General features: G+C 39.1%; 11 protein-coding genes. 8 read left to right on the forward strand and 3 right to left on the reverse strand.

Features of this window, described 5'->3' with window-relative positions; all coding sequences use genetic code 11:
• The first annotated feature begins 14 nt into the window (after nt 1-14).
• The 4 genes from IQ226_RS18070 to IQ226_RS18085 are packed head-to-tail and all read left to right on the forward strand — an operon-like array spanning nt 15 to nt 4238.
• A complete protein-coding gene (locus IQ226_RS18070; protein ID WP_190382388.1) occupies nt 15-875 on the forward strand; it encodes a ferredoxin in 861 nt (286 codons plus the stop codon).
• A 56-nt stretch (nt 876-931) separates the two neighbouring features.
• On the forward strand, nt 932-2143 hold the full coding sequence (locus IQ226_RS18075; RefSeq protein WP_193897596.1) for an ABC transporter substrate-binding protein: 1212 nt from the start codon (nt 932-934) through the stop codon (nt 2141-2143).
• Nucleotides 2143-3231: an iron ABC transporter permease gene (locus IQ226_RS18080; protein ID WP_193897598.1), complete on the forward strand. Its 1089-nt coding sequence runs from the start codon at nt 2143-2145 to the stop codon at nt 3229-3231. Before IQ226_RS18075 ends, IQ226_RS18080 begins: the two co-directional genes overlap by 1 nt.
• A complete protein-coding gene (locus IQ226_RS18085; RefSeq protein ID WP_193897600.1) occupies nt 3228-4238 on the forward strand; it encodes an ABC transporter ATP-binding protein in 1011 nt (336 codons plus the stop codon). The genes IQ226_RS18080 and IQ226_RS18085 overlap by 4 nt, the downstream gene beginning before the upstream one ends.
• Before the next feature lie 161 nt (nt 4239-4399).
• On the opposite strand, the gene IQ226_RS18090 is transcribed toward IQ226_RS18085, so the two are convergent.
• Together IQ226_RS18090 and IQ226_RS18095 are read right to left on the reverse strand one after the other, a co-directional pair.
• On the reverse strand, nt 4400-5161 hold the full coding sequence (locus tag IQ226_RS18090) for an SDR family oxidoreductase (protein WP_193897602.1): 762 nt from the start codon (nt 5159-5161) through the stop codon (nt 4400-4402).
• A gap of 106 nt (nt 5162-5267) precedes the next feature.
• Nucleotides 5268-6080 (reverse strand): nuclear transport factor 2 family protein, encoded by an 813-nt coding sequence (locus IQ226_RS18095; protein WP_193897604.1) that lies wholly within the window; start codon nt 6078-6080, stop codon nt 5268-5270.
• 85 nt (nt 6081-6165) lie between these two features.
• Between IQ226_RS18095 and murG the strand changes: the two genes are divergently transcribed.
• From murG to ftsY, 4 genes are all read left to right on the forward strand, one after another.
• Nucleotides 6166-7239, forward strand: coding sequence for an undecaprenyldiphospho-muramoylpentapeptide beta-N-acetylglucosaminyltransferase (gene murG / locus IQ226_RS18100; RefSeq protein ID WP_193897606.1), 1074 nt, complete (start codon nt 6166-6168; stop codon nt 7237-7239).
• Between the two features lie 509 nt (nt 7240-7748).
• Nucleotides 7749-8534 carry a DUF502 domain-containing protein gene (locus tag IQ226_RS18105; RefSeq protein ID WP_193897608.1) on the forward strand — a complete coding sequence of 262 codons (786 nt, stop codon included), beginning with the start codon at nt 7749-7751 and terminating at the stop codon, nt 8532-8534.
• 67 nt (nt 8535-8601) lie between these two features.
• Nucleotides 8602-9243: a transcription antitermination factor NusB gene (gene nusB / locus IQ226_RS18110; RefSeq protein WP_193897610.1), complete on the forward strand. Its 642-nt coding sequence runs from the start codon at nt 8602-8604 to the stop codon at nt 9241-9243.
• 165 nt (nt 9244-9408) lie between these two features.
• Nucleotides 9409-10878, forward strand: coding sequence for a signal recognition particle-docking protein FtsY (gene ftsY / locus IQ226_RS18115; RefSeq protein WP_193897612.1), 1470 nt, complete (start codon nt 9409-9411; stop codon nt 10876-10878).
• 705 nt (nt 10879-11583) lie between these two features.
• Here the strand turns inward: ftsY and lnt are convergent.
• The coding region (gene lnt / locus IQ226_RS18120) for an apolipoprotein N-acyltransferase (protein ID WP_193897614.1) at nt 11584-12957 on the reverse strand (1374 nt) is incomplete at its 5' end.

Here is a 12957-nt window from a genome sequence, read left to right on the forward strand (position 1 = left end):
AAGGAGAGTTTTTTATGGCTGATTTTAATTGTTGGGTAACACCAGTAAATGAAAAGACAATTGAAGCTACGGGAAATGATTGGCAAATTGAATATGAGTTTTTTGATTGTCAAGGTGATGTTCTGGCTTGTTTAGCTTATACTTTATTTCAAGAAAATTGGCATCAAGTTGGTTTGGGACATTTGGAACAAGGTAGTGTTTTAGAGTTGGAGTTTCACGAAGCACCTAAAAAATGCGTTCTCTATGATGGATATTTAACTGTTATTACTAGAGATTGGCATTTTCATTTATGTATTGAGGAAACTTTAGGTGGTCCTAATGCTGAAACTTCTATCGAAGTAAGACAGCAACGTTTGATTAATAAGGGTGCATTTTATAGAAGGATAAATCCCGAAGGAGAACCCAGAAGTTGGGGTATTCAATTTTGGAATGGTGCTGGTGAAAAGGCTATGACGATATTTTTACCTAATCCCTATGTAGAGGATGAAAATTTGCTTCCTGAAGGTAAGGCTGATTTTAAAAAGTTAGATTTTTATCAGGAACTTAGAGATATTTATGTATTAGGTAAACAGCCAATTCCTTTTACTAAAAATCCTCTCAAATGTGCCTATATTGCAGTTTGCACTTCTGGACGTTGTTATCCTTCTCGAAAATGGCAACCTACTTTTGAGGCTTTAAAGGCTGCTGTTGAGAAGGCGGAATTAGATTTGGAAGTGAGAACAAGTGGTTGTTTACAGGTTTGTAAGTTAGGGCCTGTTGTTTATCATTCTACTGATAGAACTTGGTACAGTCGTGTTAAGCCGGAAGTTGCAGAAAGAATTGTACAGGAACATTTGGTTGAGGGAAATAAGGTTGTTGAATATATATATCCTTAGTTGGTGTTTGGGTAGGGTGATTTTTTCACGCAGAGGCGCAAAGAGGAATATGGAAGATGATTTTTGGCAAGTCTAAGATTATTATCTTTTTATGTCAGTTGTTTTTAGTTGCTGTTTTGGTTGTTTCTTGTCAAGGTTCTCAGAATAGTCCGGTTGTTAGTTCAGTTAATAATGGCTGTGTTCAAAAGTATGATTCTAATGTTGATTATTTTCCCAATAAGGTGAAGGTTACTCATGCTATCGGTTTTGCAGTTGAATATTATAAAAACTACAAAGTCGTGACGATTAAAAATCCCTGGAAAGATGCTAAAACAGGTTTTAAATATGTTTTGGTTCAATGCGGTACACCGACACCAGCAGGGTTTGAAAAGTCCCAAGTATTTACTACACCTGTAAATTCTGTGATTTCTCTTTCTACAACTCATTTACCACATTTTTCTAAGTTAAATGTTGTTGATAAGTTAATCGGTGTTAGCGATATTAAACAAGTAACTACACCAGATTTTCTTGACAGAATCAAGGCTGGTAAGGTGGTATCTGTTGGCAATAATTCTAGTGTGAATGTGGAGAAAGTTTTAGAACTTAATCCTGAGTTAGTTACCACTTTTGGGACTGGAAATCAACAAACTGATAGTTTTCCTAAGTTGTTGGAAGCTGGTTTAAAGGTGGCGATAAATGCTGAATATATGGAAGATACTCCACTGGGGAGAAGTGAATGGTTAAAATTTACTGCTTTATTTTTTAATAAGGAGGAAGAGGCGGAAAAAATATTTGCTGAAATTGCTAAGAAATACGAAGATATTGCTACTAAAGCTAAAGCTGTTAAAAATCGTCCGACTGTGTTTGTAGGCTTCAATTTTAAGGGGACTTGGCATACACCAGGTGGTAATAGTTATGTAGCAAAATATCTCGCTGACGCAGGTGCAAATTACCTCTGGAGTGAGGATAAGTCTTCTGGTAGTTTACCTATATCTTTTGAAGCTGTTTTTGAAAGGGCTGCAAATGCTGATTATTGGTTGAATCTTAGACAATCTTGGAACAGTTTAAAAGATATTGTGACTGAAGATAATCGTTATGGTGATTTTCATGCTTTCAAAAAAGGAAATCTCTATAATAATAATGCTCGCCTTAGTGCCAATGGTGGTAATGATTATTGGCAAAGTGGGATTAGTAACCCTGATGTGGTTTTATCTGATTTAATTAAAATATTTCATCCAGAAATATTACCCAATTATAACCTAGTTTACTATCAAAAAGTGAATAAATAATGTTAATTAAAAAGCATGAGGTTATTAATAAATTTTTACTCTGGAAATTTATTAATAAGAAATATTTGATTTTTTCAATTTTACTAATCTGTTTAATTTTGGCATTCTTACTGGATTTAGGATTTGGGGCTGTGAATATTCCCATTCATGAGGTTATGAATATCTTGCTGGGACAAGAAGCAGAAAAGACAACATGGACAAATATTATTCTCAAATTTCGTCTACCTAAAGCCTTAACTGCAACGTTAGCTGGTGCAGCTTTAGGGGTAAGTGGCTTGCAAATGCAAACTTTATTTAAAAATCCTTTAGCGGGTCCTTTTGTATTAGGAATTAGTTCTGGTGCAAGTTTAGGAGTAGCATTAATTTTGCTGACAGCAAGTGTGACTGTACCGACGTTATTAACTGATTTAGGAATGATTGGTGATTTTAGTTTAGTCATAGCGGCAAGTTTTGGTGCAGCATCAGTATTAGGGTTGATGTTAGTTGTTTCTCGTCGTGTACAAGATACAATGACTTTATTAATTTTAGGTTTATTATTTGGATATGCGACTAGTGCAATGGTAAGTATTTTGTTGCAATTTAGTTCACAAGAACGGATTCAAAGTTATATAATGTGGACTTTTGGAAGTTTCACTGGGGTAACTTGGCAACAATTAGCTATTTTAACTCCAGTTATTTGTGTAGGTTTATTAATTGCTGTGCTGCAATCAAAATCTTTAAATGCACTTTTATTAGGTGAATCTTATGCACGCAGTTTAGGGTTAACAGTCCAAAAAACCAGATTTTCTGTGATTAGCAGTGCTTCTATATTAGCAGGAGCGATTACTGCTTTTTGTGGACCAATAGCATTTTTAGGTGTAGCAATTCCCCATCTTTGCCGCAGTCTTTTTAATACTTCAGATCATCGGATATTAATTCCTAGTGTTATTATTATGGGAGCAATTTTAGCCTTATTTGCTGATTTGGTTTCCCAAATTCTGATAAATCAAATGGTTTTACCTTTAAATGCTATTACTGCTTTGATAGGAACTCCTGTTGTTACTTGGGTAATTCTACAACGTAACTCTAGAAAATCTTTTCCGTCATGAGTAACTCAATTCTGAAAACTCATAATTTGACTATTGGTTATAAGACTTCCCAGAAAACTATTCGGAATGTGGCCGCGAATATTTCTACATCTTTGCAAACAGGAGAATTAGTTTGTCTACTTGGTCCTAATGGTGCTGGTAAGTCTACTTTATTGCGAACTCTGGCAGGAATGCAACCACCAATTGCTGGGGAAGTTAAACTTTTAGAAGATGATATTTATAAGTTACCACCACAGGAATTAGCAAAACGTTTAAGTTTGGTATTGACTGAAAAAATTGATGTGGGAATGTTATCAGCTTACGCTTTGGTGAGTATGGGCAGATATCCTTATACTGACTGGTGGGGAAAGTTATCATCTGAAGATGAAAATATTATTAATTGGGCGATAAAATCTGTGGGGGCGGTAAATTTAGCCCAACGGAATGTGAGTGAATTAAGTGATGGTGAACGACAAAAAATCATGATTGCTAGAGCTTTAGCACAGTCGCCTATGGTGATGTTATTGGATGAACCTACAGCTTTTTTAGATTTACCACGCCGGGTGGAAATTATGCAATTGTTACGTCAATTAGCACGGGATACAAATCAAGCGATTCTGCTTTCTACCCATGATTTAGATTTAGCTTTGCGCCTTGCTGATAAAATTTGGCTGTTAGGAAATAATGGTATTCTCCACGTTGGCGCACCAGAAGATTTGATATTAAGTGGTGCATTTGCTGATACTTTCCGCAGTGAAGGGGTGGAATTTAATATTTTTTCTGGGGAATTTAATCTAAATATACCATATAAAGGGGAAGTTAAGTTAATAGGTGAAGGTGTTGCTGCTATTTGGACAATTCGCGCCTTAGAAAGAGTAGGATTTACAGTGTTACAAGGTGGTAAATCTGCACAAATTACAGTAGAAGTTATTTCTAGTCCTCAAGAGGTTTTTTGGAAAGTCAGGAAATATAAAGCTGTGTCTACATATTATTCTTTATATGAAGTAATTAAATTTTTAAGTTTTTAAATTCGTAATTATACAAAAAATTACCCTATTTATTTTTAATTTACTTAAGTAGGTTCGCATTGAAAATTGTCGTTATGGCAAGAGGCAAAGGGCAGGAGTGAAGAATCTGTGGGATTTTGATCTTTACAGTTTTAGACTCCGACTGGGAACGAGGATTGAGTTCAAAGCTGCCGATTTACTAGGGTAGCGCTGGCTTGATCAACTGGCATAAGTATGACTTCGTTAATATTAACGTGACTGGCTCTAGTGGCGCAGAAAAAGATCACATCAGCTACATCATCGGGAGTCAAGGGTTTAACACCTGCATACACCTTTTTCGCCCGTTCTGTATCACCATGAAACCGGACTTGACTAAATTCTGTTTCTACCATACCAGGATCTACAGATGTCACTCGCACGGGAGTTCCTAAAAGGTCTTGTTTTAAGCCTTCAGAAATGGCTTTAACGGCGGCTTTTGTCCCACAATAAACATTACCCCCAGGATAGGTTTGATGTCCGGCAATAGAACCGATATTGATAACATGACCATGATTCCGTTCTACCATTCCGGGGACAATATAACGGGTGATGTAAAGCAAGCCTTTGATATTCGTATCTATCATTTCTTCCCAGTCTTGAAAGTCGCCTTCTTGCAATTTACTTAAACCGCGACTTAAACCGGCATTGTTAATGAGAATATCAATATTTTTCCAAGATGAGGGTAAGTTAGCAATGGCTGATTCTACCGCCAAGCGATCGCACACATCAAGTTGCAATAAATGGATTTTCTCAGATGGAATATCTAACGAATTAGCTAATTGCTGTAACCGTTCCCACCGTCGTGCGGCTAAAATTAGTTTTGCATCAGCATGAGCAAAAATCTTGGCACAAGCAGCACCAATACCACTACTTGCACCAGTAATCAAAACAATTTGGTTTTGCATGGAGTTGTCAGTTGTCAGTTGTCAGTTGTCAGTTGTCAGTTGTCAGTTGTTCGTTGTTCGTTGTTCGTTGTTAGTATACTCTTGACCAATGACCAATGACCAATAGCTACTTTTTAACCACCTGCAACCGTTGAGTAATAATAGTCATATCTTCACCTCGGCGAATTACAGCGGAAACCCATTGAGGTCCGGGAGTAGAAGGTGCGCGTCCTATTTTGAAGAGTCCACCAGAATTGAGAAATTCTAAATTTGCAATTGTCGGGTTGAGAAGTTTATTTGCCTGAATGGGTTCTTCTATGGCTGTTCCCAAGAGGAAATCTTCACCTAATGGTTCTTGGACAATGGCATCAAAACTATATTTTTCTCCAACTTTTACCTGTTGTGGTAATTTAATTTCTACTTGGGGTGGTTTACTACCAGCGGTTAATTGAGTCCGTTCTGATAGAATATCCTGATGAATGATTTTTGCACCTGTGACTTTTTGCCGCGATTTAATTGTAGATTGCAGAGTTAAATTATTATTACCTGATGCTGGTAAACCGCTAATTGTGGTGACAGTATTCGCAATAATTGTATTGCCTTCCGATTTCCAAGATTCTAGCTTGGTTGTGTAACGTAATTTGGGATATCGTTTCCAAAGTCCTGTTAAGGCTTGTTCCATTGCTTTCCGGTTTAAGCCGTCACTATGGGTAAATGTAGGACTATAAAATTCCATGACACCGTTCACATTCCCTTGATTAGCAGCATTATCAATTTGTGTTAATAGGTTAGTGAGTGTAGTGGGGGCATTTGCGGGTTGACCGGCTTGCGCCAATTGCCAAGTGCTGGATAAACCAATTGCTAGTACACTGGAAATTAGAGAAATACTAAGGCTTAATGTTTTGTTACGTTTCATTAATAAGGGGATAATTTTAGTCATAAGGAAGATTTTACTGATTTGATGATACAAGATAAGGAATTTGTTTTATCTTAATGAAACTGGGAGATAAATGGTATAGTCGGGAATGGTAAATCCATCAATTAAATTACTTATAGCAGCTAGTGGGACAGGTGGACACTTGTTTCCGGCGATCGCATTGGCTGAAAAACTGCCAGAATACAATATTGAATGGCTGGGTGTGCCAAATCGGCTAGAAACTCAGTTAGTTCCCAAGATATATCCTTTAAATACGGTTGCTGTTGAAGGGTTTCAGCAAGGTTTGAGTCTTGGTTCTGTCCGCACTTTGTGGAAATTAATCAGTTCGATTCTTCAAGTTAGACGGATTTTACAACAAGGAAAGTTCCAAGGAGTTTTCACCACAGGGGGTTATATTGCCGGACCTGCGGTAATTGCAGCGCGTTCTTTGGGTTTGCCTGTGGTTTTTCATGAATCCAATGCTTTACCTGGTAAAGTTACCCGCTTTTTTGGTCCTTGGTGTAAGGCAGTGGCAATAGGATTTGACGTAACTACTCAATATTTACCTGGGACAAAAACTGTTTGTGTGGGTACTCCCGTGCGGTCTCAATTTTTAGATGAGCCTGTTAATAATACTTTAGATTTACCTATTCCTGATGGTGTACCTCTGATTGTGGTATTTGGTGGTAGTCAGGGGGCTGTAGCTGTAAATCAATTAGTCCGACAGTCGGCGGAAGCTTTGTTTCAAGCCGGTGCTTATATTGTCCATTTAACGGGGGATAATGACCCTGATATTCATAGTCTTCAACATCCTCAATATATCGCCCTGGCTTTTTATAATCATATGGCGGCTTTGTTGCGAAGAGCTAATTTAGCTATTAGTCGTTCTGGCGCGGGTAGCTTGACAGAATTGGCAGTTTGTGGTACTCCAGCGATTTTGATTCCCTATCCCTTTGCAGCGGAAGATCATCAATCTTATAATGCGGCAGTATTTACTCAAGCTGGTGCGGCTTTATCCTTTAAACAGTCGGATTTAACTCCAGAAATATTTACAACTCAGGTGTTGAATTTGTTGCAGTCGCCGACGGAATTAGGGAAAATGGCAGAGAAGGCTGTATCGATCGCTGTTCCTGATAGTGCAGATAAATTGGCGACTTTGGTGAGAGAGGCGATGGAAAATTAATTCCCATTAACTCAAACACAGTCATTCCTAAATTGTGAGCATTTGGTGATATGGCACGGTAGGATAGATAATATCTCTCAGATTTGCAACAATCGTTTACAAGTATAGCAGGTGACAGGTGACAGGTGACAGGTGACAGGTGACAGGTGACAGTGCTAAAAGTCCCTTAGTGTCTAAGTTTTAGCATTGGTAGATGTCCTAACCGCTTTGTCCGTTGCTATATTACAAAGATACAGCAGGAGTCAGGAGTCAGGAGTAAAACTGGTTTGCTGTCTGGCTTTGAATTTAGATTCTGTACCTCATTAATCTGTAAGTAACAACTCTAAAAGATTTACCAGCCGCCACTACGGTGGACTAATGGCTATATTTACATTGAACTAGAAAAATTGCGAACTTTTGTAGCGATAGTTTGACTTTTATGATGAGAGAAGAGGACAAAGGGCATTTTCTCACCATGATCAAAGCCTGTTATCATCAGTTGCTGATCTTCCAAATGTGACTAAGCTGAAATGGAAAATAATCACAACAGTTTGACGAAGCTAAATAAGGAGAATCGGGGTTTGGGAATGGAACGGTGGAAACAAGACTTAAAAAATGACCTGATTGCTGGTTTGCTGGTGATAATTCCCCTCGCAACTACAATCTGGTTAACAATTACCATAGCTACCTGGGTAATTAACTTTCTCACCCAAGTTCCTAAACAACTGAATCCCTTTGATGGCTTAAATCCAATTCTAGTAAATATACTGAATTTCTTGGTAGGATTAGCCGTACCATTATTAAGTATTCTGGCTATTGGTTTAATGGCTAGGAATATTGCTGGTCGGTGGTTATTGGATTTTGGTGAACGGTTATTACAGGCGATTCCTCTGGCGGGACAAGTATATAAAACTCTCAAGCAACTATTAGAAACTCTCCTAAAGGATTCTAATGGTAAATTTCGCCGAGTAGTTTTAGTAGAATACCCTCGTCCGGGCATTTGGGCGATCGCATTTGTCACCGGCCCAATTAGCAATGAAATCCAAAATCAAATATCCCGTCCTGTCCTCAGTCTATTTATTCCCACTACCCCCAATCCAACTACAGGATGGTATGCAGTAGTACCAGAAGAGGATGTACTTAATCTCTCTATATCCGTTGAGGATGCTTTTAAGATAGTTGTGTCAGGTGGTATAGTCGCCCCTAATATTCAAACATCCGAACTTTCTGCACTGTCAGCAGGATCATCTTTAGAAATACAACAGCGGGAAATTCCCGAAATAGAAACTAAACTCGATACCAATCTAGCAAAGTGAACAAAAAATAGATAAGCTAATTGTTCATCCGTGCTAGAACTCATATATTTTTCATCATCCCAACTGTATGCAGCATCGTAAACCCCAACAAATAGCCCGTGAATTGGCTCTGTTAAGCCTTAGCCAATTGCCAATTAACCCCAAGAAACTGGAAACCCTATCAGACGAGCAATTAGTCTCTAAGCTAGTTTTAGGGGCAGTTCGTACTCTGACATTAGAGGTACAGGATACATTGAATAATGCCGCAGGCGAACTACAACGAAGTAATGATCGTCTATTAACTAGCGAAACGAGAGCCGCTGACTTAAATACAGCCAGAACTATGTTGAAAGAGGCGATTTCCTATACCCAAATAGCTATCAATCAATTAGGTACATCCGTTGATTTTCCTGAATTAATTCAGTTAGCTAATCAAGATAAGGAAGTTCGTAATTACGCCAAAGCACTTATTATTACTGTTAGTGAAAATCATCAAGCTATCGAAGAATCTATTTCTCATGCTTTAGTAGATTGGCAAGTTACCCGTCTCGCCCAAATTGATAGGGATATCTTGCAAATAGCTACCGCAGAAATAAAGTTTATGAAAGTTCCCAATAGTATTGCCATCAACGAAGCTGTAGAATTAGCTAAACGCTACAGTGGAGAAGACGGACACCGTTTTATTAATGGTGTTCTCCGCCGAGTTAGCGAACAAAAACAACCTGTTTAAATTGGTCATTGGTCATTGGTCATTGGTCACTGGTAAGACTTTTATTCCTTATTCTTTCTTCTTCTTCTTTCTTAACTCCTGACTCCTGACTCCTGACTGCTAACTCCTGACTGCTAACTCCTGACTCCTGACTCCTGACTCCTGACTCCTTTCTAATAAACTACAATGGCTTTCAATTGGTTTCGTCGTCCGAATAATGAACCTGCTGATACTCCTGAAACTCAAAATCAGGAGGAAACAGCCGCAGTAGAAGCAACTGAAACAGCAACAACCGGACCAGATACGGCGGATTTGTTGGCTTTTGCTAAAGCTGCTTATAAAAATATTCAAGAAAAACAACAAATAGAAACAGAATCATCTGTAGCTGTTGAAGAAAATCCTGTTACTGAAGAAATAGGAGAAACTGAAGCAGTAGAAGAAACTGCACCGATAGAAGTAGATGAAAATATAGTAGAAATTACCGAAGATGTTGTCAGTGAACTAGAAACAGCTAATTTATCTTTTTTAGAACGGGCGGCGGCGGAAAGAGAGGCTAAACAAGAGAAATTAATTGCTAGTGCGATAGAAACAGAGATTCCAGAAACACCGATAACTCCAACAGCCACAGAAGTCGAGATTCCAGAACTGGTATTTGATGATGGGTTTAAGTGGTCAGCCAAGGTTTTAGCCGCCCAAGGGAGAAAAGCTGAAGATATTTCTCTAGAAGAAATTACTTGGTTGAAAAAACTCCGTCAAGGTTTAGATAAAACCCGTCGGAATATTCTAAATCAATTAAAAGCAATTGTTGGTCAAGGACCTCTAAATCAAGCCGCTGTCAATGAAATTGAATCATTACTTCTCCAGGCAGATGTGGGTGTAGAGGCAACAGATTATATTATTGCAGCCCTCCAGAAAAAAATCTTGGCAGAAGTTACTCCACCGGAACAAGCGATCGCTTATCTGAAAGAAATTCTCAGAGGTATGCTAGATGCACCCTTGCAAAACCCAGACAAACCCAGCTTTGCACCGGAAAAAGATCAACTCACCATTTGGTTAATTACCGGAGTCAATGGCGCGGGAAAAACCACAACCATCGGTAAGATTTCTCACCTAGCCCAAAAATCCGGTTATAAATGCCTAATTGGGGCAGCAGATACCTTCCGGGCGGCAGCAGTGGAACAAGTCAAAGTTTGGGGAAATAGAAGCGGTGTCGAAGTTATCGCCAATCCTGGTAAAAACACAGATCCAGCAGCAGTGGTATTTGATGCGATCGCCGCTGCCCAATCAAGAGAAACTGAACTATTATTAATAGATACCGCTGGGAGACTGCAAAATAAGAAAAACCTCATGGACGAACTGGGCAAAATTCGCAAAATCATCGGTAAAAAAGCCCCTAATGCCCGCGTAGAATCCCTGTTAGTTCTCGATTCCACCTTGGGACAAAATGGACTGCGACAAGCTGAAGTATTTTCCCAAGCAGCCCAACTCAGTGGCGTTGTTTTAACCAAATTAGACGGAACAGGTAAAGGAGGTGTAGCGATCGCTGTCGTTCAGCAACTAGGCTTACCTATCCGATTTATTGGTGCTGGTGAAGGAATTGAAGATCTGCGTCCATTTTCTAGTTACGAATTTGTAGAAGCATTACTAAGCGGTTGATACCGCCATCAAAAAAGCGGCTATAAATTGCGGCTACACAGACAAAACCCACTTTCGTGGGTTAAGAAGCCTTGATTTCTCATTAGTCCAGGTATCCCTTACGGGACTACAGGTTCCACCATGATACCCTGGGACATACTCCACACACTCCCTTATGCCTTGGGGCACGCTTGCGCGAACAGGTGAGTGTGGGCTTCTTGGGGACTCTTCCATGAAGAAGTCATATCTTTGAAGAATCTCAGCAGCTTCAGTCCTGAGAGTCTCAAATCTTCTGATAATCTAGGAAGATTTAAACCATAGCTGCTAATTTTCTAGCAATGCAGTCAGACAGATAAGTTTTTTCAATCTCTCTTTTTCAAAAAAATCACATTTCTATGTTTGTTGAGAATATACTCGGTTGATTCTCAAGATTATTGAGAATGTAATCAATAAGCTAACGATTTTACTAGGGTATTGACATCTGGAAATTTTATGCTATTGTCAAGATATATGATCTGGAAGCTTTCATATCTAAAAATTAGCATTGCGGAAGGAACTTTAGGTTTATTCAGCAAACCCTATTTAGGGGTTACTGAAAAAGTCTTTTCCTAAGGGCTAGGATTCAGGAGTCACCGAGTCAGGAGTCAGGAGAAAGAAAGAAGAAAATTCCTTCCCTGTAACCTGTCACCTGTAACCTCCCCTCATATACAACTTATTCAGCAAACCCTAAACAACACTTGATCGGAATATCCGACTCAAAGCACTCAGAACCAACAATAAAGGAGTTAACCAATCACCCCAACGCACATATAAAGTCCGAGTTTGACGGGGATAAATAGTTTCTGAATGGGTTTGATAGGTATTATAAGCCGATTTCCAGAGAGTTTGCCCATGGGGATTAATAAATGCCGAATAGCCTGTATTTGTTGCCCTCACCGCCCATCTATCAGTTTCAATTGCCCGCATGATATCCTGGGCATGATGTTGATCTGCCATTGCTGGCGTATAATGGGCATCATTAGAAGAACTGAGGATAAATTTCCCACCCATAGAAGCTTGATAACGAAAATTTTCCGCAAAAGCAGATTCGTAACAAATACCAATAATTACCCTACCAAAAGGAGTATCAAAAATTTGCTGGGCTTTACCTGCAACTTGATGTGCTTCTAGGGGTGATAACCGTTGAATCAGTCCACCTAAAATATTTTCAAAAGGAATATATTCTCCTAAAGGTACAAGTTTAGATTTATCATAACGGCTGGTAACTTCCCCATTACCAATAACCGTAAATAAACTATTTGTATAACTATTTCCCCTTTCACCAAATGCACCTATCCAAGCTATTACACCCTTTTCTCGAATAGCAGCTAACAAAGGGGTTTGAAGTAAATCACGAGAAAAAATAGGTATAGAAGCCTCCGGGGTAAGAACAGCTTGCACACCTTGATTAGTTAAATTTAAATATCCTTCAGTATAACCAGTAATCGCCCGACGTAAACCTTGAGGAAGAACCTTAATTTTATTAGGAATATTACCTTGAATTACACCAATTTTTATAGCCGTATTCGCATCTTCCGTCAACGGTTGACTGTAAAGAAAAAAGCCAATTAAATGAGCCAAAATAAACAGAGAAAAAGCCGAATAAATAGTAATTCTTTCTTCCTTTGCGCCTTTGCGCCTTTGCGTGAGATATTCCGCAATTAACCCATTAAACGCCACAACTACCGCTGTTACAGTATTTGGTCCAGAAAGTTGTCCTAAATGGAGAATTACCAGATTTTGCGGTGATTGAGTATAAGCCAAAGAACTCCACCACAGAGGACCGGCACTCCAGAGGCTTTCTAAGCCACACCAAATAGCTGTACCAAATAGAACACGCCACCAAGGATTTCCCCTATCTAAACGCACCATTAAAGCCGCCCAAACAGTAACTAAAATTCCCCCCCAAAGGCTAATAAATGCCCAACAAAGGAGGGTAATAGTTAAACTAGGCAACCAAGGAACACCTAACCAATCCATAGGATGAATCCCTGTAATCCACGACAGAGCAACTCCGTGATAACCGATACCCCAGAGCAGGGCAGGGGGCAGGGGGTAGGG

Origin of the sequence: Dolichospermum sp. LEGE 00240 (assembly GCF_015207875.1) — a bacterium.
Lineage (GTDB): Bacteria > Cyanobacteriota > Cyanobacteriia > Cyanobacteriales > Nostocaceae > Dolichospermum > Dolichospermum gracile.

Bases quoted from the DNA above. Each gene is read 5' to 3' on its own strand.
- IQ226_RS18070 (WP_190382388.1), top strand. From the start codon at position 15: ATGGCTGATTTTAATTGTTGGGTAACACCAGTAAATGAAAAGACAATT.
- IQ226_RS18075 (WP_193897596.1), top strand. From the start codon at position 932: ATGATTTTTGGCAAGTCTAAGATTATTATCTTTTTATGTCAGTTGTTT.
- IQ226_RS18080 (WP_193897598.1), top strand. From the start codon at position 2,143: ATGTTAATTAAAAAGCATGAGGTTATTAATAAATTTTTACTCTGGAAA.
- IQ226_RS18085 (WP_193897600.1), top strand. From the start codon at position 3,228: ATGAGTAACTCAATTCTGAAAACTCATAATTTGACTATTGGTTATAAG.
- IQ226_RS18090 (WP_193897602.1), bottom strand. From the start codon at position 5,161: ATGCAAAACCAAATTGTTTTGATTACTGGTGCAAGTAGTGGTATTGGT.
- IQ226_RS18095 (WP_193897604.1), bottom strand. From the start codon at position 6,080: ATGACTAAAATTATCCCCTTATTAATGAAACGTAACAAAACATTAAGC.
- murG (WP_193897606.1), top strand. From the start codon at position 6,166: ATGGTAAATCCATCAATTAAATTACTTATAGCAGCTAGTGGGACAGGT.
- IQ226_RS18105 (WP_193897608.1), top strand. From the start codon at position 7,749: ATGGAAAATAATCACAACAGTTTGACGAAGCTAAATAAGGAGAATCGG.
- nusB (WP_193897610.1), top strand. From the start codon at position 8,602: ATGCAGCATCGTAAACCCCAACAAATAGCCCGTGAATTGGCTCTGTTA.
- ftsY (WP_193897612.1), top strand. From the start codon at position 9,409: ATGGCTTTCAATTGGTTTCGTCGTCCGAATAATGAACCTGCTGATACT.